Origin of the sequence: Cognataquiflexum aquatile (assembly GCF_003316845.1) — a bacterium.
In the GTDB taxonomy this organism is placed as follows: domain Bacteria; phylum Bacteroidota; class Bacteroidia; order Cytophagales; family Cyclobacteriaceae; genus Cognataquiflexum; species Cognataquiflexum aquatile.
The window spans coordinates 45,666-71,023 of sequence record NZ_QMIK01000001.1 but is presented as its reverse complement, the minus strand read 5'-3'; the positions used below and the strand labels follow the sequence as shown (position 1 = coordinate 71,023).

At 40.1% G+C, this 25,358-nt stretch carries 19 protein-coding genes; 4 read left to right on the top strand and 15 right to left on the bottom strand.

Annotated features, from left to right (window positions below; translation table 11 throughout):
• The first annotated feature begins 18 nt into the window (after positions 1 to 18).
• Positions 19 to 660, top strand: coding sequence for a phosphoribosyltransferase (locus tag DQW11_RS00310; RefSeq protein ID WP_113922008.1), 642 nt, complete (start codon positions 19 to 21; stop codon positions 658 to 660).
• Positions 661 to 740: 80 nt separating this feature from the next.
• On the top strand, positions 741 to 1,226 hold the full coding sequence (locus DQW11_RS00305; RefSeq protein WP_157965983.1) for a hypothetical protein: 486 nt from the start codon (positions 741 to 743) through the stop codon (positions 1,224 to 1,226).
• Between the two features lie 90 nt (positions 1,227 to 1,316).
• Here DQW11_RS00305 and DQW11_RS00300 read toward each other — a convergent pair whose 3' ends face one another.
• Complete coding sequence (locus DQW11_RS00300) at positions 1,317 to 3,878, bottom strand: glycogen/starch/alpha-glucan phosphorylase (protein ID WP_113922006.1); 2,562 nt, start codon at positions 3,876 to 3,878, stop codon at positions 1,317 to 1,319.
• Between the two features lie 194 nt (positions 3,879 to 4,072).
• On the opposite strand from DQW11_RS00300, the gene DQW11_RS00295 reads away from it, so the two are divergent.
• Both DQW11_RS00295 and DQW11_RS00290 read left to right on the top strand, forming a co-directional pair.
• A complete protein-coding gene (locus DQW11_RS00295; protein WP_113923133.1) occupies positions 4,073 to 4,546 on the top strand; it encodes a copper resistance protein NlpE in 474 nt (157 codons plus the stop codon).
• Positions 4,547 to 4,583: 37 nt separating this feature from the next.
• The gene (locus DQW11_RS00290; protein WP_113922005.1) at positions 4,584 to 5,231 is read left to right on the top strand and encodes a hypothetical protein; all 648 of its coding nucleotides are present in this window, start codon (positions 4,584 to 4,586) and stop codon (positions 5,229 to 5,231) included.
• Between the two features lie 237 nt (positions 5,232 to 5,468).
• Here the strand turns inward: DQW11_RS00290 and DQW11_RS00285 are convergent, their stop codons facing one another.
• The 14 genes from DQW11_RS00285 to DQW11_RS00220 form a co-directional block, all read right to left on the bottom strand.
• Positions 5,469 to 6,641, bottom strand: a complete 1,173-nt coding sequence (locus DQW11_RS00285; protein ID WP_113922004.1) for a succinylglutamate desuccinylase/aspartoacylase family protein — start codon at positions 6,639 to 6,641, stop codon at positions 5,469 to 5,471.
• A 117-nt stretch (positions 6,642 to 6,758) separates the two neighbouring features.
• Positions 6,759 to 7,412 carry a porin family protein gene (locus DQW11_RS00280; protein WP_157965982.1) on the bottom strand — a complete coding sequence of 218 codons (654 nt, stop codon included), beginning with the start codon at positions 7,410 to 7,412 and terminating at the stop codon, positions 6,759 to 6,761.
• 258 nt (positions 7,413 to 7,670) lie between these two features.
• A complete protein-coding gene (locus DQW11_RS00275; protein ID WP_113922002.1) occupies positions 7,671 to 8,897 on the bottom strand; it encodes a BamA/TamA family outer membrane protein in 1,227 nt (408 codons plus the stop codon).
• Between the two features lie 294 nt (positions 8,898 to 9,191).
• Positions 9,192 to 10,355, bottom strand: a complete 1,164-nt coding sequence (locus DQW11_RS00270) for a helix-turn-helix domain-containing protein (protein ID WP_113922001.1) — start codon at positions 10,353 to 10,355, stop codon at positions 9,192 to 9,194.
• 311 nt (positions 10,356 to 10,666) lie between these two features.
• Entirely contained in the window at positions 10,667 to 11,425 is a 759-nt protein-coding gene (locus tag DQW11_RS00265) for a DUF2490 domain-containing protein (RefSeq protein WP_113922000.1), read from the bottom strand.
• Positions 11,426 to 11,621: 196 nt separating this feature from the next.
• The gene (locus DQW11_RS00260) at positions 11,622 to 13,340 is read right to left on the bottom strand and encodes an amidohydrolase (protein WP_113921999.1); all 1,719 of its coding nucleotides are present in this window, start codon (positions 13,338 to 13,340) and stop codon (positions 11,622 to 11,624) included.
• Between the two features lie 29 nt (positions 13,341 to 13,369).
• Positions 13,370 to 14,581: a BamA/TamA family outer membrane protein gene (locus tag DQW11_RS00255; protein ID WP_232826637.1), complete on the bottom strand. Its 1,212-nt coding sequence runs from the start codon at positions 14,579 to 14,581 to the stop codon at positions 13,370 to 13,372.
• 261 nt (positions 14,582 to 14,842) lie between these two features.
• On the bottom strand, positions 14,843 to 16,000 hold the full coding sequence (locus DQW11_RS00250) for a helix-turn-helix domain-containing protein (protein WP_113923131.1): 1,158 nt from the start codon (positions 15,998 to 16,000) through the stop codon (positions 14,843 to 14,845).
• Between the two features lie 436 nt (positions 16,001 to 16,436).
• On the bottom strand, positions 16,437 to 17,207 hold the full coding sequence (locus DQW11_RS00245) for a DUF2490 domain-containing protein (protein WP_113921998.1): 771 nt from the start codon (positions 17,205 to 17,207) through the stop codon (positions 16,437 to 16,439).
• A 94-nt stretch (positions 17,208 to 17,301) separates the two neighbouring features.
• The gene (locus tag DQW11_RS00240) at positions 17,302 to 18,705 is read right to left on the bottom strand and encodes a DUF1254 domain-containing protein (RefSeq protein WP_113921997.1); all 1,404 of its coding nucleotides are present in this window, start codon (positions 18,703 to 18,705) and stop codon (positions 17,302 to 17,304) included.
• Between the two features lie 182 nt (positions 18,706 to 18,887).
• The gene (locus tag DQW11_RS00235) at positions 18,888 to 20,057 is read right to left on the bottom strand and encodes a helix-turn-helix domain-containing protein (protein ID WP_113921996.1); all 1,170 of its coding nucleotides are present in this window, start codon (positions 20,055 to 20,057) and stop codon (positions 18,888 to 18,890) included.
• Positions 20,058 to 20,508: 451 nt separating this feature from the next.
• Positions 20,509 to 21,909: a DUF1254 domain-containing protein gene (locus DQW11_RS00230; protein ID WP_113921995.1), complete on the bottom strand. Its 1,401-nt coding sequence runs from the start codon at positions 21,907 to 21,909 to the stop codon at positions 20,509 to 20,511.
• A 183-nt stretch (positions 21,910 to 22,092) separates the two neighbouring features.
• Positions 22,093 to 23,928 carry an alkyl sulfatase dimerization domain-containing protein gene (locus DQW11_RS00225; protein WP_113921994.1) on the bottom strand — a complete coding sequence of 612 codons (1,836 nt, stop codon included), beginning with the start codon at positions 23,926 to 23,928 and terminating at the stop codon, positions 22,093 to 22,095.
• 252 nt (positions 23,929 to 24,180) lie between these two features.
• Entirely contained in the window at positions 24,181 to 25,350 is a 1,170-nt protein-coding gene (locus DQW11_RS00220; protein ID WP_113921993.1) for a helix-turn-helix domain-containing protein, read from the bottom strand.
• Positions 25,351 to 25,358: the final 8 nt, after the last annotated feature.

Below are 25,358 nucleotides of genomic sequence, written 5' to 3'. Positions count from 1 at the left end.
AAAATTAATTGAGACGTTATGTTTAGAGACAGAAAAGATGCCGCAGAACAATTAGGAATAGCGCTTGAGAAATACCGAAAATCCAATCCTTTGGTTTTGGGAATTCCAAGAGGGGGTGCTGAGACAGCCTTCTATGTAGCCAAGCATTTGAATGCTCAAATGTCTGTTGTAGTCACCCGGAAGTTGGGTTATCCTTCCGAACCGGAATTTGCCTTTGGGGCAGTTGCTGAAGATGGCAGTCTATACCTTTCGGACCATGCTTCAACAAACCTCTCCAAAGCTGAAATTGATGGCGTCATTGAATCCCAAAAAACTGAGATCAGGCGTAGAATCCAACTATTAAGAGGTGGGGCAGCACTTCCATATCTGAAGGGTAGAACAGTCATCGTTGTAGATGACGGGATTGCGACAGGATCGACGCTGTTTGCCACCATAAAACTTTGCAAAAATAAAGGCGCAGAGAAGATAATTGTTGCTGCCCCTATAGCCGGGGAAGACATGTTTGACCGTCTTTTCAGGTTGGTGGATGAGGTAATAATACTTGAGACTCCTCCATTTTATAGGGCTGTCTCACAGGGCTATGCCGATTTTAAAAATCTCACAGATGAGGAGGCATTGGGGTTTATGAAAAAATGGAAAATAGAACATCCGGATTCTTAATCAAGAAATGTTGATCAGGTTTAGGGATTTTGACTTTGAAGCAGATAAAAAATAGGAAAACAACAATAAAAAAAAAGAATATGGAAACCAGCGTATTAAATATCAACCATGCCGCTTTTAAAAAGGCACTATTGGATACAAGTATCAAGAAACATCAATCTGTCATTGATGATTTCAAAAACAGTATCAAAGAAATGATTGGCAGTGAAAACGAAGCCAACCAAGAGGAACCGGACATGTCCCAACAAGGATTCAATGCTGAGCAGATTCACCGGGCCAATGCCGTAGGTGATCAGGTCAGCTTTGCCAATAATGAAATGGAGATGCTTCAAAATATGCTTCCCAACATTGAGGATATCAATGATACTGTAAAAATGGGCAGTGTTGTGGTTACTGACAAAGACATTTTCTTTGTATCGGTGAGCATCGAAAGGATGAAAGTCAATGGATTTTCAGTTTTTGGATTGTCCTCCGAAAGCCCTTTGTTCCAAGCTATGAAAGGAAAAAAACAAGGCGACAGTTTTTCTTTCAAAGACACCCACTATAAAATAAAAGAGGTTTTTTGACTTCACTTGTAAATGGCAAAGATTTTCAGAGCCATTAAAACGAGAATCCAATAATTTCGAAATAAAAAAAGGGGGATAATCCCCCTTTTTTTATTTTTCTATGATTTTCACGGTGTCTATTTCCACAGGAACGGATTTCACTTTCCAGATTTCATCGCAATACTCTCTGATGCTTCTGTCACTAGAAAATTTGCCCATTCTCGCCGTATTCAAAATCGACATTTTAGCCCACATTTCTTTATGTTTAAATGCTTCAGATACTTTTTCCTGAACCTCTAAGTAAGACTGAAAATCAGCAAACAACAGGTATTGGTCGTCATACATCAATGAATCGGTCAATTCCCTGAAAGTATTCACATCCAAATGGGAAAAATAGCCTGCATTGATCTGGTCGATGGCCTCTTTTAAGATGGCATTGGATTCGTAGTATTTTTTCGGCTTGTATCCTTCATTTTTGGTTTTGGCTACTTCATCTGCATTCAAGCCAAAAAGGAAGAAGTTCTCCTCCCCTACGCATTCTCTGATTTCAACATTGGCACCATCCAAAGTTCCAATCGTCAACGCACCATTCATGGAAAGCTTCATATTTCCTGTTCCTGAAGCCTCTTTTCCGGCAGTGGAAATCTGCTCAGAAAGATCAGCAGCCGGATAAATCTTTTGGGCATTGGTTACATTGTAGTTTGGATAAAAAACCACTTTAAGCCTTCCCCTTACATCCGGGTCATTGTTTACCACCTCACCTACTGAATTGATCAACTTGATGATCAATTTGGCTTTGCGATATCCCGGAGCTGATTTTCCGGCAAAAATAAATGTGCGGGGAACCACCTCCATGTCCGGGTTCTTCTTGATTTGATTGTATAGCGCAATGACGTGAAGGACATTCAGGTGCTGACGTTTGTATTCGTGGATTCGCTTGACCTGAATATCAAACATGGATTCTGGATCGACCTTAATTCCCAACCTTTTTTGGATTTTCTTTGCAAGGGCTTTTTTCTGATCCAATTTCACTTTCATCCAAGCCTGTTGGAATTCAGGATCATCGGCGTATTTTTCCAGGCCCCTCAATTCCTCCAAATCTTTGATCCAACCTTCCCCGATTTTTTCGGTAATAAGCTTGGTCAATTTTGGATTACTCAATACCATCCATCTTCTAGGGGTGACTCCGTTGGTTTTGTTGCTGAATTTCTCAGGTGAAAGTTCAAACCAATCATGCAAAACAGTTTTTTTCAACAAATCAGAGTGCAAAGCAGCGACACCATTGATGGCATGGCTTCCAAGACAGGCAAGATTGGCCATTCTGACATGTTTCCTTTTTCCTTCACCGATCAGGGAAAGGTTGCTTATCTTTTGGTTGTCACCAAAAAACCTCACCGTCACAAAATCAAGAAACCTTCTGTTGATTTCATAAATCAGCTCAAGATGCCTAGGCAATACTGAACCGAATAACTCCAAATCCCAGGTTTCCAAAGCTTCAGGAAGCAAGGTGTGGTTGGTATAAGCAAATGTTTTGGTGGTAATATTCCAAGCGGTATCCCAATCCAACAGGTGCTCGTCCATCAGTAGACGCATCAACTCTACTACCCCGATTGCCGGATGTGTATCATTCAACTGGACGGCGAATTTTTTGTCAAAATCCTCAATTTTTTCTGCTTGATTCAAGTGGATATTGATCATATCCTGTAAGGAACAAGACACAAAAAAGTACTGCTGCTGCAGTCTCAGGATTTTACCTTCCCGCTGTTCATCATTGGGATAAAGGACTTTACTGATATTTTCGCAGATGATTTTTTGGTTCACTGCATTGTTGTATTCACCGGCGTTAAAAGACTGAAAATCAAAAGAGTGTGGCGCTTCAGATTTCCAAAGTCTTAAAGTATTTGCAGTATTGACTTTGTATCCCAAAATAGGTGTATCATAGGCTACTCCTTTTACCACCAATTCAGGAATCCAGTTGCTGCAGAATTTTCCGCTGCGGTCAATGTAATGCTGAATATGGCCTCCAAGCTTCACGTCATAGCTCAATTCCCGGCGTGCGATTTCCCAGGGATTTCCCCTTCTCAGCCAGTTGTCGGTATCTTCTACCTGCCATCCGTCTCTGATGTCCTGCTCAAAAATCCCAAATTGGTACCTGATCCCATATCCTATTGCAGGGACTTCCAGGGTAGCAAGGGAATCCATATAACAGGCAGCCAACCTTCCCAAACCACCGTTGCCTAGTCCAGGTTCCACTTCTTTTTCAATCAGCCAATCCAGATTAAGTCCAAGTTCCTCGCAAGCCTGCTCGACCTCATTATAAATCCCAAGATTGATCAGGTTATTGGCAAGATGTGGCCCCAAAAGGTATTCAGCTGAGAGATATGACACTATTCGTTCCTTTCCCTGAATATATTGCTTGACAGAAGCCACCCATCTTTGCAGCAACCTATCTCTGACGGCGTAAGCCAAAGCCATGTAATAATCATTTCTTGTGGCGATTTCAGGATACTTAGCCTGCACATAAAAAAGGTTGTTGGAAATCGCTTTTTTCAAAGTCTCCACAGCCAAACCTGTCCTGGAATCCTCTCTTTCAGCAGGAGGATTCAAATTGTAAGGTGTTGGTTGTTCTTCAGTACCGGATTTTAGCCCATTGTTTTTATTGTTCTTTTTCATTTAATTTTTCTATTGACTAAGCCATTGCAAGGCCGAAAGTTAAGCAAAACAAAAGTCAATCAAAATTTTCATTTCTAACTTGAACCATACGCATCTGCCTTGTTTTGTTAAAAATTGTAAGAAAACAATAAACTATAATTGTCCCAGTCTCAATTTGATTGTATCTTGCAGGAGCATTTATTGAATATATCCTAATGAAAATTGAACCTGAAAGAATACTGTTTGTTTCGCTCTTTTTAATATCTATTTGTTTTTCAGGTTGCGGAAAAAATGCAAAACAGGATGACCTGATCGTGGATGATGCCATGTTTGAAACTGAAGAATCAACCCAAACCGATGAACATAACGCCAGTAATTCTCTTGATTTTTTTGGGATTTATAAAGGAGTATTGCCATGTGCTGATTGTGAGGGAATTGAAACAAGCATAGAGCTGGGATCCGGCAATTCTTACATAAAGAAAATAACCTATCTTGGAAAAGAGAATCAAACTGTCATAGAATCATCCGGAACATTTATTTGGAATGAAGCCGGCAACACCATAACCCTTGAAGGTGAAGAAGTCCCAAACCAATATTTTGTCGGAGAGAATGTCCTTTTCCATCTTGATTTGGAAGGAAATAGAATCACCGGCGACCTTGAAAAAAATTATCAATTAATCAAACAATAAAAAATACAATCCATTTTCTCCCAACAAAACATCAATTATGAAAAAAGTTTTAGTATTTGCATTCCTAATCTTGGCTGCTGCCTGCTCTCCGGCTACAAAAATCACAAGGTCATGGACAAGTCCGGATAAATATCAAGGCGGATACAGTAACCTTTACGTTGCGGCCATCATCGGTGATGTGACCAAAAGACAGACAATAGAGGACGACGTAAGGTCAAAATTATCCAAATTGGGTATCAGATCCACCACGAGCAGTGCGACCATCCGTCCAAATTTTTGGATGAGTACAGATTTGGATAAAAATGCCATGATGAATGTGGTTAACCAAAACGGACAGGACGGCATCATGACCATGACATTGATAGATGTACAGGATGAGCAGCGTTATATTCCGGGTGCCATGATGATGGGCGGTCCGATGATGATGGGCCCAGGTTGGGGAATGGGTGGAAATTTCGGCGGATTTTGGGGAATGAACCACGGCATGATGATGACTCCTGGCCATATTGTCAATGACAGAAGGTATTTTATTGAAATCAACGTCTATGATGTCAAGTCAGAATTGTTGGTTTGGTCAGCCCAATCCAAGACCCTGAACCCAACATCCATGGAAAAATTCTCCTCCGAATTTGCCCAAGTGGTATTGGAAAGGATGCTCGAAGAAGGAGTAATCAGGAAACAATAGTTAGGGTCCTGACAAATTAAGTTATCTCCGTAAAAGTGATCATAGGCTAAGAATTCCAACAAAATTCATTTCTCCTTGATCTGGAATCCTGGCTATCAAAGTCATTTGAATATTGAGATGATTGACCGATTTTCGAAGGATTAAATCAAAACACCCTTAAATATTATCAAAAATAAAAACCTGTTCGGATTTCATCTGAACAGGTTTTTTTAATTTTATCTAATTTAATTATCTTGATTAATCTACGAAAGAGGGTAAGCCAGTTACTGGTGAGGCATCAGACAAAATGAAAAACAACGCATGGCCTGGTTCAGCTGTGGCATCACTCCGCATACCCGCAATTAACCCATTTACCGGACTGTTATATTCCGCCACAATTTCACCGAAAGCATTTCGCTGAATGGCTAACTTTTGTCCCGGTACTATCTTTTCTCCAATTTTAACAAACAATTCGATAAACCCGCCTTGAGTGACAAAAATTGGAACAGCATTTTTACCTATATAAGTTTTAGCATCCTTTGTAGTACGGCCCAAAACACCAGGAATAACGCGGTAATGCTTAAACACATTCATAGTTCCTTCTACAAAAATTGGAATCAAATCCAATTCCAGCCTTCTTGCAACACCAATTTCGGGAGTGAAACAAGGTATGCCTGCGTCCATATAGGCATTATGCAACAAGCCCGGGTAAGCAGCGTTATCCCAAATCATTTGAACAGGGTATAACATATTCATAGTTTTAACATCCTCATTGCTCATATCTCCAATGTTAAAAACCGCTGCATCTAAACCTGTGGCCCCGGTGTGGAAATCTATGGCTAAATCGGTATTTGGCAATAGCAGGCGGTTAAATACTAGCCCTGCGTGACGGCTAACCGGACTAAAGCCATTTTCATTACCAGGCCATTCGCGGTTCATGTCAGACAATTCAGTACCTCGTCCTGAACTAGGCCAGCGGCGCTGCATGCTCTCCAAGGCAGGTCGCGCAATGTCAGTTACAGCCATTACAGTACCGGACATTTCTGCAACGTTCAATTGATCCATTATTGCCAATACAGTGTGTATCGGACTCATTTCATCCCCGTGAACTCCGCTGGTGATGGTAAAACGCTTTCCGGGCTTGGCACCTTTGGCCACAATTACAGAGACATACCAATGTTGTCCTGTTGACATTTGAACTCCTTGGAAATACAGCAAATGCTTTTTTCCTGCTTCAAGGTCATCAGTATTCAATGAGCTTACCACTTTCTTTCCATTAATGATATCCCCTGTATAGACTGTGCTAATCCTAGGAGCAGTGGTTGGAATACTTTTTTGAGCACAACCTAAATTCACCACTGACAAAAACAAAACAGTGATTAATAAGGAATGGACGAATGCGAACCGATTTTGAGGGTTTCTCTTTTTCATTTCAGTTTATTTTAAATTGAATTTTATATGAAGGATTATTTAATTCACTATTGAATGCAGCTGTTGTTTTAGAAAATTTGGACTGATAAAATTTTTCAAATCCATATTGATCTAGTATTAATGGTCCTCAGGATTTTCGATAAAGTTGGTTTCCTTATTTTTCTTAAAGTTTAAATTCATCGTAATCCAAAAGACAAAGGTGTGGTTTATCCTAACCAAGCTTGGGTTTATGCCCAAGAACCTGAACATATATCCTGCTGAATAAACAAAGTTTCCATTTCTGTATTCCCCCATCAAATTAGTCCTGTGTTCAAAAAAAACTCCGTTTGGTCCGGGTCCTGTCGTAAATAGGGACTCATTTATCAGGACTGTATTTACCTGACGAGTAGAATTATTTTTGCTATTGTGGATATTATACCTAAGAGAGTTGTTGAATCTCCATCTATGGTTATATGAATAAGTCGCTGCCAGACTTTCACTATTTAAGTCCCTGATAAACCTTGTTTCATATTTAAATCTAAAACTTGTGGTCAATCGCCTGGTCGATGGAACTCTATAGACCAACTGCAACCATGACCTGTGTTCCGGTCTTATTAACTTTCCTTCCGAAAATGGTGCTGATAATTTGATGTTTGCATAACCTCCGGTGGTTATAAACTTATCATTTTTGGAATGGTATGAGAGTGCAGGTCTATAGGCCACAAATAAATACCTACCATAATGGAAGTCATTATAAATAGAAAACCTCTCAGATACGCGTATTGATGTCATTATCCCTGACCATGGCTGTTCAAAGCCGAAATCAATTTCTCTTTGGCAAAAGGCATTTATGGAAATAAGAGCAAATACTAATGAAACTATTCCCTTTTTGCAGAAGCGGTACATGCCAAATTAAATTTTATTGAAATTTTTCTTTCTATACCAAAATCAGCAATTCTAAAAAAGGAAAACTTCGAAAGCATCCGGGGTTCACTCCTATCTACTTTTCTAAAACTTTGTTTTTATAGAATTAAATAGGATGGAATGGAATTAAAACATTTCATTTAGATTGAGGAAGATTGCTGAAGCACCGTTTACCCCACGGCCATAATCAAGGGAAATATTTACCCTGTTCTTAGGACTTATCATATACCTAATACCGCCTCCATAGCCTGCCTGGAAATAATTGAAAAGGCTGACTTGTTCTGTCCTGCTGCTTGCAGTGGTCGAGTTCACAAAAAGGACCGCACCTAGCCTGTCTTTATTTTTTTGCAAAGGAAAACGCCATTCAACTTCAGTGTAGACTAAATCCTCACCTCTGAACCTACCCATTGTATGGGGTCTTGAGGATCTGCCAAACATATCCCATCCTGTCGCAGGCAGAAACATATAGGGAACTTTACCCCCGGTTACAAACCAACCAAAGGCCCAAAACGCAATCAGATTTCTTGGTCTCGTTTTGCTCAGATTAAAATAATCCCGGTATTCCAACCACAGTTGGCTGCTGCTTTCTGTACTTCCCAAAAAATCAGGATTTAGTCTCAATGATGCAAACGCCAATCTACCGTCATAAGGATTTGCAACATTGTCCCGGCTATCGAAAGAGGTATTCAAAGATATACCTGATTGGGTATAAGCCGTGAGGGGCATTCCCAGTTCAGTTTGATATTTATAATGATAGGTTAATCTAGGTGGGTCCGCTTCCAAGTCCAATAGCTTGTCCTCAATATTGTTCATGACATCAAGATGATAGCCCAAACCATAAAAAAACCTCGTGTCAGCATGTTTTTTCAAAGCAGTTTGATAAAACCTAAAATGATTAAAATACATCATCTCGTTTTCAGGTGGCCCATCTGCCAAATCATCTGATACCGGGGGATAATCTCCATCAATTACCTGATTTGAGAATCTCGGATCCGTGCCCAAACCATATGTTGGTTGGCTATTTAAGTTAAACCTGACATCAGTCAACAACATCCAACTGTCATCTTTCAAAAAAATACTTCCTCTAACCGAAGTAAATAACTGCCTTTTGGTCGTGTATAAAAACCCGGCTAAAACACTGCTCATACTTGTCGTTTCCTTGTCTCCGTTGACCCAGTTAAAACCAGGCGCCACCCCAAAAATAAAACCTGTAGTAGGATTGGCAGCAATCACCGGCATCGGTATAATTGTCACTTTTTTCTCCTTTTTTTCCTCAATATCCTGTCCCAAAATAAGGTTTGAGGATAAAATAAGAAGGAAGATAGTCGCGCTTATTGTTCTAAGGTTTTTCATTTAATGAGAATTAGATGTGGTTAAGTATTATTCAAAATTTCGATAATGAATTTTAAAATTGAAGATCATTAAAAATTGATTACAATGACTTCAAGCAATTTTTTGATAGGACCTGTAACAAAAATAGAGTTTATTAATCCCGAAAAATTCTATCATTGAGGCTCCTTTTGCATAAATTTTTAAAATTTTTGCAAATCCAAAAAGAATAAAAAATCATCTGACTCAGAATGTAAATGAAGTGTACCCAATTTCTTTGGGTTCAAAAAAAATATCAAGTGACCAACTTTATAAATTCTAGGACCTTTTAATTTTCTTTACCTTACTCCTATACACGGAAGGTGTTTCTCCCTGGAATTTGATAAATGCTTGTGTGAAGGTATTCCTATTACTAAAACCACATTCAGTGGCGACAGCCTCTAGTGTATATGTGTTCCAGGTTTCCTGGTCAAGTTTGTCAATGCAGTATTTGATTCGCTTTTGGTTGATGTAATCCACAAAGCCAATATTCAAAACTGTCCGTAAAATTTTTGATATCTGGTAAGGAGGAATTACGATATCTTGGGAAAAATCATGGACGGTGTACCCTTCATTCAAAAAGTTCTTTTTTTCTTCAAGAAATGCTTCCATTTTTAAATACATCTCTTCCATTTTTTGTTTCTCCTCTTCTTTAATTATTATCTGTGGCTGAATTTTGGGTGTTAACTGAGGCTTTTCTGACAAATAGGATCCATACAATATAGATGGATAAAAGAAGATGACAAGTGTTATTGACGTTCCCAAAGTAACAAACAAGCCACTTATGATGAGTAAATCAATGGTCGCAAATAGACTGAGATAGTGGACAATCACCATTGCCAGATGACAACCAAGAATAACAAGTATCCAGTTTCTCCTCTGCACCACTTGCCGGGTTAATGGACCTTGGATACGAAGCCATTTCACAAAAATTGCTACCTCAGCCAGCCAATACAAGCTGAATTGGGCTGTACGGAATTCCCAGTGAAAATGAGGACCAAAAAACCTGCTATCCCTAAATTCCCTCAGAAAATCCAAATCACTAAGCCCCTGCTGAATCAACAGTTTTTTCTCCTCTCCTGATAACATGAAAATACTCCAATAATCCACGATATATATCATCACCGGAATAAAATGAAGGAAGTCATACCATTTCCATGATCGATTTTGGGTAAAGAAAACAACATATAGAAAAGACATCGGAATGAACAGCATGGTGAAGATATTTGAAGTCCTGTACCAATGTGGCAAATAGATGATTAAACCTGAAGTAAAAATGAATGCTGACCAAATCGCTAACCCTAGACATAATTGTCCAAATCCCAATGGTTGGTTGGCAGGATTATACTTAAATCCAAAATAGAGAATGATTGCACCGGACAATATTCCGACTGCTGCAGAGGCTAAAAATAGAACTGTATCGAAGTTAAAAATTATTTCCATTGTAATTGAAGTGAAAATTAATTGCAAATAGATACCACTTTACTTTAGGAAACAAAACGCTACCGAAACCTTTTGGGACCAGTATTCCCAAAGCAGATTCAATATATTCCCATTCTCAATTAAACTTAAAAGTCAAAAACAACTCCTTAAATTAAGGTGAAGCATACTTTAATTTTTACCAAATAAAAGGTTTTTGGATTTACACCAAAAACCAATTTTTCTTACAGGTAATATTACTTCGTTTTTGGATATTATAAAAAAAGCAAACAGGTCGATTTTTAAAAACTTGGAAATAGAAAGACGATTACTATTTAATGGTCTTCGGGATTCTCCAAAAATGTGCGCTCTTTATTTTTCATTAAGTTAAGGTTTATGGTCAGCCAGAAAATTGGACCATGGGTCATCCTTGCAAAGTCGGGATTGAAAGCCAAATACCTCACCATGTAGCCCGCGGAAAAAATAAAGTTACCCTGACGCATTTCTCCAAGAAAATGAGTTCTGTGTTCATAAGGCGCACCGTTGGGCCCGGGGCCTGTGGTAATCAAAGCTTCATTGAGAATCACCCCAAAAAAATCGGAAAAATAATTCCCACTAGGCTTTAAATTATACCTTAGAGCATTATTAAACCTCCATCTGTGATTAAATGAATAGCTATTTTCCAAACTTTCAGTAGTCACATCCCTGATAAACCTTGCATCATACTTAAACCTAAAACTGGTAGAAATCCTCTTAGTTGAAGGAACCCTATAAACTACCTGCATCCAAGGTCGATGTTCAGACCGTACCAATTTACCCTCTGAAAAAGGTGCTGTCAACTTTAAGTAAGCATACGCAACAGTCGTGACGAAATTGTCCCCCTTGGGATGGTAGGTCAGTCCTGTTCTGTATGCAACAAATAGGTTTTTGGAATAATGAAAATCATTATACACAGATAACCTATTTGCCACTCTTGTTGATGTCATCAACCCCCACCAAGTTTCATAATTCCAAACTACTTCGCGTTGACCTTTCACAACACCCGACAAAAGGATCAAAAGCAGAAAAATGACTGAAATTTTTCCTTTTGACATACTTAAATTAGTTCAAATCTTATTATGTTCACCATTAAAGCAAAACTACTTTACTGTTTTTTGAATTTAAAAAAAGCATCCGAGAAGGCTTTTCTCAGGATGCTTTTTTTATTGGCTCCTTAATTTATAGCTTTTCAACCACTTAGATAGTAATTTATATTTTGATTCTTTCTATGAATAGCTATTTCAAAGGTGCTTATTTTTCCACCGGTGGATCATCATGATCGTACTCCGGGATCTCAGTGAATGTAATCAACCCACCGCGAAAAGTCGTCACAACTTTGATTTTCCTTATTTCATCCTGAGGGACCTTCATTGGATTGCGGTCAAGAACAACCATATCCGCAAATTTTCCTGCCTCAAGAGAACCTGCATCTTTTTCCATCCCAAACTGAAAAGCAGCGTTGATGGTGTATGCCTGAAGTGCCTGTTCAACAGTGATGGCTTGGTCAGGCCCTAAGATTCTCCCTGATTTGGATTTTCTTGATACTGCTATCCAAATATTGAGCATGGGGTCTATAGGAGTCACAGGAGGGTCATTGTGCATGGTCGGGGTGACATTGAGTTTAAATGCATCCCCCATAGCACTGAGCCTTTGGGCACGTTCAGGTCCCAAGGTTTTCTCATAATGGACATCCCCATAATAATACACGTGTGTGGTAAAGAAAGTCGGATATGCCTTTAAATCGGCCATTCGCTGAATTTGCTCAGGTCTCGTGTATTGTGCATGAATGATCTGGGGTCTGATTTCTGATTTTACCTTGTCCCCAACAGTCTTTTGAGCATGTTCAATCGCATTCAATGCCACATCTACTGCACCGTCCCCGTTGGCATGTATGGCTGGCCATAACCCAAGTTCATAAATTTTCACAACCTGGTTGTTAAAAAACTCCTGGTCACCTTGGGCACCATTGCCACCAAAGTCTTCGTGATGATACCCTTCGCTCAGATGGCCTGTTCCGCCTTGAACCGATCCATCTGTCCAAGTTTTGATAAAGGGAATTTTGAACAAATCATTTTCGTAATTCTTCAGCCTTGGAGCGAGTTCGTCAAAACCCGGTGAAGTGGAAAACAATCCTCCTACTACCCTTACCGGGAATTCAGGATTTGAGGTAGCTTTTTGAAGTCCTTCAAGTACAAATGAATTCATAATGGCAAACTCTGATGCCGTGGTAACTCCTTTCGCAGCCCTTTGCTGAGCAGCTATAAAAGCTGTCGCTGGTGTTGGGATCGGAAATGGCTTTACTGACAATACTGCTGGTTTACCCATCAGAAAACCCGTCAACTTACCTGTCTCGTCCTTTACATAGGTACCTCCTGTGGGTGCTTGGGATGATTCGTCCACTCCTGCCAACCGAAGTGCTTCACTGTTGACGAATCCCCCATGTCCGCTCAAATGGAACACAACTACGGGCGTATTTGGGAAAATCTTATCCAACAAGTCACGAGTGGGCCCTTTGCCTTCTTGGTATAGCAATGGCTCAGCACCAAAAGCCACTATCCATCCATCCTGATCAGGTTCGGTATGTGCAATTTTCTCAAGTGCACCTGCAAGGGTTGGTGTAGTAAAAGGAGAAACATCAGTGATAGTAACAGATGCACCTGAGATGAACATGTGATCGTGTGACTCAAAAAATCCGGGAAGAAGGGTCTTTCCCCCAAGATCGATGACTTTTTGGTAATTCCCAATGGCTGATTTGACTTCAGCTTCGGTTCCAACGGCAAGAATTTTACCATCGGAAAAGGCCAAAGCAGAAGCATTGGGCTTATTGGGATCCATGGTGACAATGTCGGCATTGATGATCAGGGTAATTGCTTCTCCTGAATTTTCGACAGAATTGGTTGACTTGTTTTGGCAGGAAATCAATGCCAGGAAAACAACAGACCAAACAAGGGTGGTTATGGAAATTTTCATAATTTATCTAAATATGCTTTTGATTAAAGTTAAAACATTTCGTTGAGATTCAAGAATATGGCTGAAGCACCATTGATCCCTCGACCATAATCCAAGGCAATATTTACCCTGTTTTTGGGGCTAAGCATATACCTTAGGCCACCACCATAACCGGTGCCAAAATGGCCAAATAACTTAACGTCTTGTGTGCGACTGCTTGCAGTAGCAGTATTGACAAACAACACCGCTCCTAGCCTATCTTTGTTTTGCTGAAGTGGAAATCTCCACTCAAGTTCTGCATAGGCCAAATCTTCTCCTCTAAAGCGGCCCATGGTATGCGGCCTGGAAGAACGTCCAAACATATCCCAACCTGTGGCAGGCAAAAACATATAGGGAACTTTGCCACCGGTTACAAACCACCCATAGGTCCAAAAGGCCAACAGGTTTCTAGGCCTTTCTTTATTGAGCGTGAAATAATCCCGGTATTCTAGCCACAATTGGCCAGAACTCGCCGTACTCCCCAAAAAACTCGGGTTAGTACGAAATTGGGCCAATGCATACCTGCCATCATAGGGGTTGGCCACATTGTCACGGCTATCAAAAGAGGCATTAAAAGAAATACCCGATTGTGTATAGCCATCTAGCGGCATTCCTATTTCAGTTTGATATTTGTAGTGCCATGTCTCCCTTGGTGGGTTGGCATCAAGGTCGAGTAACTTATCATCAATGTTCCACATAACATCTAAATGATAACCGAGCCCATAGAAGAAACGGGTGTCCTGATGTCTTTTCAAAAAGGTTTGGTAAACCCTGAAGAGATTAAAATACATCATCTCCTGTTCAGCAGGACCTTTGCCCAACTCATCCCCAACATTAGGATATGAGGGGTCGTCAATTACAGTATTGGAGTACTTTGGGTCTGTACCTAAGCCGTATGTGGGCTGACTGTTGATTTGGAAGCGGATATCGGTCATCATCAGCAATTTGTCCCCTTCGGTAAACTGGTTGCCCCTTAGACCTACAAGTAATTGATTTTTTGTGGTATACAGAATCTGGCCAAGATAACTTGTCATACTTGTATTGGCGGGGTCACCATTCACCCAATTGAATCCCGGGGCTACACCAAAAATAAGCCCCATGGTGGGGTTGGTTGCAATCACCGGCATAGGTATGATGCTGATTTTTCTTTCATTTTCTTCTCCCTTGGAAGAAACGGAATCAGCATCTTGCCCATATGAGGGATAAAATGCAAAAATGAACACAATAATTTTTAGACACCTGAACAATTTTTCCATCATCAAAGAGTTATAAGAATTTATATTTTTTAAGAAAAGAAAGGAATTGGAATTGCCATCCCTAATTCACAAGTTTAGTATCAAAATTAGGCAATGATTTCTCCCCATTAAATTTTCTCGTGCTCGATTTGGGTCAAATAAAGCAATTAACCGATTTGATTCTCCAAATCTTCCTTCGGCAAAAAAAGATTCCACAAAAAAATATAGAAAGAGGTTTGAAATTATACCTTAAGAATTAAGCTTTTTCTTAAATTCTGAAGGATAAATGCCTTGAAATTTTTTGAATGCTCTTGTAAAGGTGTTTCGGTTACTGAACCCACATTCTGCTGCAATTGCCTCTGATGTATACATGAGCCACTCTCCTTTTCCGAATTTTGAAACACAATAAAGTATCCGCTTTTGGTTGATGTAATCAACAAATCCCATACCCTTAAAAGTGTTGAGGGTCTTTGAGATCTGGTAGACAGGAATGTTTATATCCCTTGAAAAATCATTGATACTATAACCCATCGTCAAAAAAAGCTTCCTCTCATCCATCTGTTGCTCAATAGCCAATATAACATCATCCGATTTTTGGTCCTCACCTACTTTGGTTTCTATTTGCTTTTTAATTTTTGGGGTTTCTTTTTCAGGCTTAATGGTAAATCCATACAGAAGACTTGGAAAAAAGAAAAGGGAAACACTGGATAAAAGCAGCCATATGACAACAAAAGAATTTGTCATATGGTAAGAAGTAAGGCTATCCAATCCGAAGAAACTCAGGTAAAATGGAACAAACATGAAGAACTGGAAACTGAGAAAAAACATTGTCCAGTTCTTCCAGATTTTTGTTTGCTTTGCCATTGCCTTTTGGGCTTTTGACCATTTTAAAAAAAGGTAAAACTGGGCAATCCAATAAAAGGAAAACAAAAAAGAACGGAAATTCTCATGAAAATTGGGTCCTATATATTTACTCTGCGCAAACTTGCCCAATAAGTCCAAGTCATTTACCTCTTTTTGTAAAATCAGAATTTTCTCTGCATTGCTCATCAACAAAACATGGCCATAATCAATAAAAAAAACCAGAAGAGGTAAGGCATGAAGCAAGTCATACCATTTCCAAAGACGGTTTCTCGTATGGAATACAACAAACAAAAAAGGCATCGGTAGAAAAATAAGAATACATATATGGCCCATCCGGTACATAAAAGGCCAATAAAATATCAATTCTGAAATCAGTGAAAAATTTACAAAAATTGCGATGGAGGCTATGATTTGAAATATAGCCAATGGCTGGTTCTTTGGATTGGATTTGATTCCAAAATAAAGAATGATAAAACCTGAAAGAATACCCAAAATGGCTGCAGCCAAGTGGATCAGCGCATTAAAATCCAAAATTACTTCCATAGGTTTTGTGGGAATTAAAAATAAAATGATTACATGATAAACCAGATGCCAATGATATTGGTAATATCTGCTAAACATTTAATCAAAAACTATTCGAAATTGAGAAAATATTGATTTATGTCATGTTTTTTTACAAAAATGATTTTTTTGATTTACAAATAAAACAGGCGACAAAGAATTCCAAAAAAACATTTCTACAATGTTAGAACTGAATAAAAGCCAATTTTCCCGTCCTGACCTTTATTGGGAGGATATTTTTTACATTATTCCCAATCAAAAAATAGTGATTTAGTTTTTTTTCCAACCACCTTGAAGAAAAAGTGTGAAACAATGGCAACCAAATAGGAATAACCTTGAATTAGGCTTTTTTTAATGGAGTTTTTTTTCAAATGGCTCGATGAAAAATGAAATCTTCAAAACCTGGTTATTTGTTGGTTCAATTCATGTGGTCCTCGGGGAATTCAACAAATTCAGAAGGCTTTTTCTTTATGGCATTCAGATTTATGGTCAGCCAAAATACCATGCCATGATTGAGTCGGGCCCTTTCGGGACTGATATTGATATACCTTACAATATATCCTACCGAATAGGTAATTGGTCCCTTTGATAGCCCCATGATAAGGTGGGTTCGGTGTTCGTGCCTAACTCCATTGGGTCCCGAACCGGTTCTAAACAAGGCTTCATTCAGCAAACTTGTGCTCAGAACAGTGTTTGGACTGAGCACATTTCCCCAACGGTACCGCAATCCATTGTTGAATCTCCAACGGTGATTGAAAGAAAACCCCTCTGCCAACTGCCCTGATTCAAGATTTTGGATAAATCGGGCATCATAACGGAACCTGAAACTCGTGCTTAACTTTTTGGTAGATGGTACCCTATAGATGGTTTGCATCCAAGGCCGATGTTCTTTTCGGATCAGTCTCCCTTCCGAAAGAGGCGTGGTAAGCCGCAACCAACTGTACCCTGCCGTGGTGACAAGATTGTCCCGTCTGTTATGGTAAGTCATCCCTGTTCGGTATATGAAAAAAGTTTCATCCACAAAATGGGCATCGTTCCAGACAGACCATTTTTCAGAAACCCTCACAGAGGTCATCACTCCCCACCAAGTTTCATAATTATATTGAAATTGCTGCTGGGCTCTCGATTGGATCGAATAGGATAGAAAGGTAAAAATGAATAGAAAAACAACTTTTTTATAAAAACCCATGTCCACAAAAATAAGGAAAACCTCAACCCAAAATGGAAAATATCCAATAAGGTTGAGGTTTTTTATTCAGGATCAAGAATAAATTGGCAATAGGTTACTGCACCCGTACCAAAGGCTTAGGCTTCCAGGTACCGTTGAAGGCCTCCGGCTTTGGCCAATACAGGCGATTCACGAAAAAGAACGGACCATTGGGAGCGGGTAGCCAATTGGATTCCTTTTCCTTGCCTGGCGATTCGTATTGTAAATAAAGGGTAATGCTGTTGTCTGCGTTGCGCTTCAGGTTGGGCAACATAGGAGAATTGATCAAATATCGGTTAATCGGGTTTTCCAGCATCAGCCTAGAGGGCAATTCATACATGGTATAAGACCAAAAAGCATTCACCGGGGGCATTTCATTTTCTTGCATAGTTAGTGTGTACTTGTTGGTGGCGGCATTCAAAGGCTGTCCATCTGAATCGGTTTGGTAAATGGGGTAAAGGGCTTCTTCTTTTGAATTGCCATAAATGCCCAATACTGCACCGGCCATACGGAGGATATAATTATTATTTAAATGCTCCCTGGTTCCAAACGCCTCTGCACTCCCGACTTTTCCGGTCATTATTTCTGCTTCATTATAGGCTGCAAATTCCTTCCAAGCATCCTGCATTCCGGCCGCCAAAGCTTCCTTGAATTCGGGAGTAAATGATTCGGGATCAAAAGTCTGTCCCGGTACTATCCCTATTTTGGCGAAGCGTTCGAAAAGCTCTTTTTCAGACTCATGGATGGCCCAGAACTGTGACCAGAAGTTTAATAAATTAAAATACATCAGGTTGGATTTCTGTTCCTCACTGCTGAGTGGCTTCACCCAGGTAATGGCTGCCGGTTGCGCAGGGGCCGCCTGCTTCTGATAGGCAGACAATGGCATCAATTCATAACCAGACTGGATCTTGATGACATTATCAATATCATCCGGCTCAAACAACTGGGTGCGGATTAGCGCCATCACCATATTGGTTTCTGATCGGATAACCTCGTCGAAACCGACCGGGGCTTCCCCTTTCCAATCCGGCCCCGCAATCAGGTATTTGCCACCTTTATTACCTGTAGTCCGGCTGCCTATGTAAGCAAAATTGTGGGTAAATCCATCTATCAACTGCACAGAGAAGTAGCGGGTGTCTTCAATAGGGGGAATGATGATTACAATAGGCTCTCCCCTGAGGTCCAGTCCCGCCCAAGAATATGGGGTATCCGAATTGGCTGTTTGGACCGATCGGTCCTCATGGGTATAAACCTTTGGAATGTTCTTTAATTGGTTGAATGACACTTTAAATTCGGGATCATTTTGGTCCACGAAATAGGAATAGAAAATCCTGTAGTGATCCACCAATGGAAACCCATAAATGTAGGCCTCTTTGGCAATGGCCCGGGCTTCTTCGGGTGTGACTGATTTTTCCTTTGGCGCACACTGGACTAATATCCACAGAGCCAAGACTGCAAAGGGTAAATAATTGATTTTCATAATCTTTGTTTGGATAAATTCTACTCCAAATTTAATTCAAATGGGTGCATAACAGACACACACCTTGCATGTTTTTAGCAAAACCATGCAAAAAGAAATATCAACATAGGTTGATGGTAATTCTTCCTTTTACTAAAAAAATCCCTTGTTTATTTCTCTAAATATCCTTTTTAAAAAATATATCAGGGTCGAGCCATTTTTTCTAACTCAAACCTAAATTCCGAGGGAGAAACTCCGATCACTTTTTTGAATGCCTTGGTAAAAGAATTTCTGTTGCTGAACCCACACTCAGCGGCAACAGCTTCCAAAGTAAAGTTGAGCCATTCACCTTTTTCAAATTTGGATATACAGTATCGGATTCGTTTTTGGTTGATATAGTCTACAAAGCCAAGTCCTTTAGAGGTGTTTAGGCTTTTGGAAATTTGATAGGCAGGCAAATTGATATCTCTCGAGAAATCATGGATGCTGTAGCCTGGTTTCAGAAAATGCATGTTCCCCTCCATTTGAGATTCAATGGTCTGCATCATTTCCTCCATTTTCTTCCCTTCCCCTTCTGTCATCGGCGTTTTGATGATGACTTTAGAAGCTTTGGAGTTTCCGTCAAATGTCCTTCCATACAGCAAGGAGGGAAAAAAGAATAAAGAAATACTGGATATCAACAACCAAATGACCGCAAAGGAATTGGCAATGTGGTAGGTGGTCAATTGATCCAACCAAATGAGGCTAAGGTAGAAGGGAAACCACATAAAAAATTGACAAGCCAAAAATATCAACATCCAATTTTTCCACACCTTGTTTTCTGGAGTGAATGATACAGTATTTCGAAGCCACCGGACAAAAACCAGCACCTGCGCGACCCAATAGGCACTCAATAAAAATGTTCTGAATTCCAGATGAAAACCCGGACCCAAATATTTGCTTTGATTAAACTTTCCGTAAACAGCTAAATTATTGATTTCTTGAAGAATCAATTCTTTTTTTTGAGCTGAAGACAGCCACAAAACATCTCCTAAGTCAATCAGATAGATAACGAGTGGAACCGCATGAAATAAGTCGTACCATTTCCATTTGCGTTTGCGGGTATAAAAATCGGCATGTAGAAATGCCATTACGATAAAAACCATCACGAAAATATTTCCTGTTCTATAAAAAACAGGCCAATAAACAAGTAATTGGGAGATCAGGGAGAAACTGACCCAAATAGCCATGGAGACACTCAGTTGGGCAATTCCCAAAGGTAAGTTGGCAGGATTGGTCTTTATTCCGAAATAAAAAATTACCGCAGCAGACACGACCCCAACGCCTACCGCAACAAGATGAACAAGGGTGATAAAATCAAAACTGATTTCCATTTATAGAGGTAAGAAACCTATTATGTACCTACAATTAGTACAATACAAATAAAGGAATTTTGGGGAATTATTTTGGGGTGAATATAAAAAGTACCTACGATAATTATTTCTGGGAATAATGTCTGCTAATCATTCAAAAGCTGGAAAGAAAACAAATGAGAATCCCTTTTGCCCTCTTAGAAGTAGCTTCGGAGGTAAATTATCTAAATGAAACATTGGCACACGGATAAACAACAGTTATATACAAAACGCAGGTCAATTTCCTTGACGAATGATATTACTGTGCGGCAATCTTTTATTTCGAATTAGGAGCAAAGATAAAAATTAATAGAAAAACTACTTTTATAATTAAACCCCATTTCCATAGAAATAAAAAACCTCAACCCAAATTGGAAAGTACCATTTAAGGTTGAGGCTTTTTATTCAGAATCAAGAATAAATTGGCAATAGGTTACTGCACCCGTACCAAAGGCTTTGGCTTCCAAGTTCCGTCAAGTGCTTCCGGTTTTGGCAAATACAATCGGTTTACGAAAAAGAACGGACCATTGGGAGCAGGAAGCCAATTGGACTCCTTGTCCTTACCCGGAGATTCGTACTGTATGTAAAGCGTGATGCTATTGTCTGGATTCCGCTTAAGGTCAGGCAGCATTGGGGAATTTATCAAATACCGGTTGAGAGGATTTTCCGCCAACAGTCTGGAGGGCAGTTCATACATCGTATAGGACCAAAACGCATTTACCGGAGGCATTTCATTTTCCTTCATTGTCAGGGTGTACTTGTTGGTAGAGGCATTTAAAGGCTGCCCTTCGGAATCAGTCTGGTAAATAGGATAAATCGCTTCTTCTTTGGAAAGGCCATAAATACCCAAAACCGCACCGGCCATGCGTAGCATATAATTATTCTTTAAATGCTCCCGTGTGCCGAATGCTTCCGCGCTTCCTACCTTGCCGGTTTTGATTTCATTGTTGTTAAAGGTTTCAAATTCTTTCCATGCATCTTGAATGCCGGCATTTAGTGCTTCTTTGATTTCTGGTTTCAACGATTCGGGATCAAACGTTTGTCCAGCTATCAATCCGATTTTGGCGAATCGGTTCATGAGGTCCTTTTCGGTAGGATGCGTCGGAGAAAACTGTAAGTAGAAGTTCAACAAGGAGAAAAATTCGAGGGAGGTCTTTTGGGTGTCAGGAGTGAGTGGCTGGGGGAAGTCGATCTTCGGGGCTGATTGTGGAGCAGGTTGATTGAGGAATGCCGATAGTGGCTTTACGATATATTGCTCCTGGATCTTTTTGACATTTTCAAGATCTTCAGGATCGAAGAGCTGCGTACGGAATTGGGCGGAAGCGATCTCGGTCTCACAACGGATCACTCGCGTGATACCCTCGGGTTTTTCCCCTTTCCAGTTTGGTCCGGCGACAAGAAAACTGCCACCATCATTTCCATCTGTTCGGCTGCCTGGAATGTCGAAATTGTGCGTAAAAAGATCTATCAGCTGTAAGCTCCAGTATCGTTCTTTGTCAATAGGTGGAACGGTGAACACGATCGGTTCCGAGCGCAGATCCAAGCCTATCCATGAATAGGGTGTGTCAGAATTTGGAGTCTGGATCGCTTTGTCCTGGGACGTGAAAACGCGGGGAATGTTATAGAGAATGTTGTAAGGCGCTTTGTAGTCAGGATCGCTTGTGTTGGTAAAGTAAGAATGATGCACCCGCAAGTTATCTATTACAGGAAAGCCATAGATGTAGGCTTCTTTAGCAATGGCCCGGGCTTCTTCGGGTGTAACTTCAGTTTTCGGGCTTTGGCAGCTGATGGTCAGGGCAATAAGCCCTAATCCAAGCCATAATTTTGTTTTCATTGTCTTTAATTTATTGTGTGATTTTTAGTGCGGATTTCCCTATACAATTTAAGATATTATATAATTTCTATGTTACTAGGATTAACAATATTTAGGAGCGTTAAATGAAAAAGGATTACTGCCGAATTAAAAATCCGGCAATAATCCTTCTAGAAATGAAATACTGATAATTAATTCTTACGCTCAAAATTGGTCCTCCGCATTGGTAGTTGGAATGGTGTAATTTTTAGCCGGATCAAACTTGTCAAAGAAATCCATAACGGCCTTCAAATCTTCCATACTTCCTTTGGTCATTTTAACCCCGCCGCTTTTGGCAGCTTCATCCAAAGTGGTAGCGTTGAGATAAAGATCCGCCCAGGCTTTGGTATCCACTGTACACGTTAAATCTGCTGGCCTGTAATGGTTGGCAGGATTGGGAACAAATTCAGCTATGCCTCTACGAACGTGTAAGCCGGCCGTGGTACCATTAGAGAAATTGAATACCACCATCTTCTCGGTATTTTCTGATTTTTTTGGATCAATCCGCACCCTGTACATGTCCACAAAAAAAGTGGGTTTGGCAGCAATGATATCCTGCTTAGGTGGCACTACCCTAGGAATCTGCACTTCTCCTTCGAGTGCACGCGCTTCACTTAAGAAAAAGGAACGGCCTATTACACTCAAGGAAGTTTGGCCCATAGCCCTGTATACATCGGCCAATAATTTTCTGGCTTCGGTGTCTTTAGCGTCAATGGTAAACAGGTAATTTCCAAGTTGAGCTGCCCAAGCCAGTTCACGTTTGGCAAATGAAGCCTTGGCTGCCTGCAATACTTTTTTTCTTCCTCCCATCAATGCAACTGTCCGCTGTGCTTCTTCTACAGGAGGTAGTTTGTGCAGGGTGGAAAGATTTCTGTCAAACCAACCCATTTGGTGGTAAAATGCAGCAGGAGTAAACCAAGGGACTTCACCGTAAGCCTGTGCATTGTTGGGAAAAGATGCCAGGTGTTTGGGCTGATAGACAAAATACCTCAATTCATCAGGTCCCAAACCATGCAAAATCCCTCTGAGGGATTGGTCATACACCAGCGTAACCATATCCATGTAGTTGGAAATCGCATCAAAAACTTCTTTGCTTCCTTTTACAGTCTTCGCATGGGTATTCATCATCACTTCAGGTTTCAAATCCCTGATAACCTGAAGTCCATTTCTCCATTCCCTAGGATCTCTGTAAGAAGCGCCTCTGATACTGTAAAGGTTGGGTGTTCCCGGCCAATAGAAGTTGTTCATGACTACTTTTTGCTCTGGTAACCATACGGTAAGGTTAAAATCGTCAGACCTATATTCCGTAAAAAATTGAAAGGCTATTCCGCCAATTTCTACTATTTCACCATCATCAACTATTTTATTGGCAGGCAAATACGCATTTTCCTTGATGCGGTACCTTTGACCAAGAAGGCCATCAGCACCTGTATCAGGAAGAAAATTACTGAATTGGATCAACTGCCTTGCTGTCAAAACCGGTCCCAATTCAGGAATCTGTGCAATGGCACCTCCCGACATAAAATTATTTTGAACTGTTTCGTTAAGTCTTTTGTGACCAATAATGATGGCTGTTTTCGGATCATCTACCATCACGCCTGTGCCCATGCAGTAGTGCGAGTGGGTATAAATGGCTGCAATGATGGGTTTTTTACTGATGTTTTCCCGGATTACTTCTCTCAGTTTAATTCCCTCTTCTTTAGAATCACCCGTATCAATAACAATTAAACCCTCATCAGATTCAATCACTACCACATTGGTAATGGAATACCCACCTATCACCCAAATCCCATCGGCAGTCTTTTCAACGGTCGGTTGGGGGTAAATCAATTGCAGTGTTTGAGCAAAACCGGCATCGGCCACCGCTCCATTGGGAGCTGTTATTGTCTTCACATCCTCCCTGCCCATATAGCGACCGGGGTAATTGAGGGTTGATTGCGCCTGTAACTGGGTTAGTTGGAAGGCGGCCACTATCAATACTAAAAGAATCTGTTTTTTCATGGTGTATTTTGGAATGTAAATTTTGTTTAACTGCTATTACTAATTATTGGGCAGAAAAGTATGGTATGGTGAATTGACCCAACCTAACAAGAGGTTTCATGATGGCTACAACTCAAAAATAAGTCAAGTCATCTTGTAAGGCTAAATGTGCTGGCATGTATTCAATCAAGAATGGCGAATACTAACGACTTGGTATCTAAAAAAATCGGCTGATTTATTTCCCGAGCGTGGCCGTAGGCTGATTATTGAACTCTAGGACTTATGAAAATTTTCTCTGTATTCAGATGGGGAGGTCCCAAGAAATTTTTTGAAAGCATTGGTAAATGAATTGCGGTTATTAAAGCCACATTCATGGGCAACCGCCTCAATGGTAAAATTTGACCATTCACCTTTTTCCAATTTTTGCACGCAATATTGGACGCGTTTCTTATTTATAAAATCTATAAAACTCAGGTCTTGAAATGTATTCAGACTTTTTGAAATCTGATAGACGGGAATATGGATTTCCTTCGAAAAATCATTGATGGTGTACCCTGGTTTCAAAAATAGCCGATTGTCAGCCATAAGTGTTTCTATCGACCGCATGACTTCCTCTAATCTTTTTTCATCTCCCTCAGATATAGGAGTTTTCTTAAGGGCTTTGGTCAACTTGGAGATTCTATCACCTCCTTCAAAGGGCTTCCCATAGAGCAAAGAAGGGAAAAAGAAAAGGGAAAGACTTGAAAGCATCACCCATCCCACTGAGAAGGAGTTGACGATGTGGTAGGTGGTCAATTTGTCCAGCCAAAAAACAGTAAGGTAAAAAGGAAACCACATAAAAAATTGGCAACCAAGAAAAAGAATCATCCAATTTTTCCAAACCTTGTTTTCATGGGTCAAAAATGATTGACTTCTTACCCATCGGACTAAAATAATAACCTGTGCCACCCAATAAAGACTAAAAAGTACTGTCCGGAATTCTTGGTGAAAACCCGGACCGATAAACCTCCCTTGATTGAATTTTCCCAAAAGGTCCAAATCATTGATTTCTAAAAGGATGAGTTCAGTCTTTTGTGCAGAAGATAACGACAACACATCCCAATAATCCACCAAATAAATCAAAAGCGGGATCGCATGCAGCATGTCGTACCAACGCCAAAGCCTATTCTTGGTATGGAAAATTGTATATAAATAAGGCATCGGGATAAAAATCAGGACAAACACATTTCCTAACCTGTACAGAAAAGGCCAATAGACAATCAATTGTGAAACAAGGGAGAAACTCACAAAAATTCCCAGAGAAATGCTTAGCTGCCCTATACCCAAGGGTTGATTGACAGGATTGGTCTTGAATCCGAAATAAAGAATAACCGCAGAAGATACTATCCCCACTATGACAGCGGCCAAATGAGCAAAGGTGATAGCATCAAAACTTATTTCCATTTAGTTGA

Excerpts from the sequence above, each read along its gene's own strand:
- DQW11_RS00310 (WP_113922008.1), top strand. The coding sequence starts at position 19 with ATGTTTAGAGACAGAAAAGATGCCGCAGAACAATTAGGAATAGCGCTT.
- DQW11_RS00305 (WP_157965983.1), top strand. The coding sequence starts at position 741 with ATGGAAACCAGCGTATTAAATATCAACCATGCCGCTTTTAAAAAGGCA.
- DQW11_RS00300 (WP_113922006.1), bottom strand. The coding sequence starts at position 3,878 with ATGAAAAAGAACAATAAAAACAATGGGCTAAAATCCGGTACTGAAGAA.
- DQW11_RS00295 (WP_113923133.1), top strand. The coding sequence starts at position 4,073 with ATGAAAATTGAACCTGAAAGAATACTGTTTGTTTCGCTCTTTTTAATA.
- DQW11_RS00290 (WP_113922005.1), top strand. The coding sequence starts at position 4,584 with ATGAAAAAAGTTTTAGTATTTGCATTCCTAATCTTGGCTGCTGCCTGC.
- DQW11_RS00285 (WP_113922004.1), bottom strand. The coding sequence starts at position 6,641 with ATGAAAAAGAGAAACCCTCAAAATCGGTTCGCATTCGTCCATTCCTTA.
- DQW11_RS00280 (WP_157965982.1), bottom strand. The coding sequence starts at position 7,412 with ATGACATCAATACGCGTATCTGAGAGGTTTTCTATTTATAATGACTTC.
- DQW11_RS00275 (WP_113922002.1), bottom strand. The coding sequence starts at position 8,897 with ATGAAAAACCTTAGAACAATAAGCGCGACTATCTTCCTTCTTATTTTA.
- DQW11_RS00270 (WP_113922001.1), bottom strand. The coding sequence starts at position 10,355 with ATGGAAATAATTTTTAACTTCGATACAGTTCTATTTTTAGCCTCTGCA.
- DQW11_RS00265 (WP_113922000.1), bottom strand. The coding sequence starts at position 11,425 with ATGTCAAAAGGAAAAATTTCAGTCATTTTTCTGCTTTTGATCCTTTTG.
- DQW11_RS00260 (WP_113921999.1), bottom strand. The coding sequence starts at position 13,340 with ATGAAAATTTCCATAACCACCCTTGTTTGGTCTGTTGTTTTCCTGGCA.
- DQW11_RS00250 (WP_113923131.1), bottom strand. The coding sequence starts at position 16,000 with ATGGAAGTAATTTTGGATTTTAATGCGCTGATCCACTTGGCTGCAGCC.
- DQW11_RS00245 (WP_113921998.1), bottom strand. The coding sequence starts at position 17,207 with ATGGGTTTTTATAAAAAAGTTGTTTTTCTATTCATTTTTACCTTTCTA.
- DQW11_RS00240 (WP_113921997.1), bottom strand. The coding sequence starts at position 18,705 with ATGAAAATCAATTATTTACCCTTTGCAGTCTTGGCTCTGTGGATATTA.
- DQW11_RS00235 (WP_113921996.1), bottom strand. The coding sequence starts at position 20,057 with ATGGAAATCAGTTTTGATTTTATCACCCTTGTTCATCTTGTTGCGGTA.
- DQW11_RS00230 (WP_113921995.1), bottom strand. The coding sequence starts at position 21,909 with ATGAAAACAAAATTATGGCTTGGATTAGGGCTTATTGCCCTGACCATC.
- DQW11_RS00225 (WP_113921994.1), bottom strand. The coding sequence starts at position 23,928 with ATGAAAAAACAGATTCTTTTAGTATTGATAGTGGCCGCCTTCCAACTA.
- DQW11_RS00220 (WP_113921993.1), bottom strand. The coding sequence starts at position 25,350 with ATGGAAATAAGTTTTGATGCTATCACCTTTGCTCATTTGGCCGCTGTC.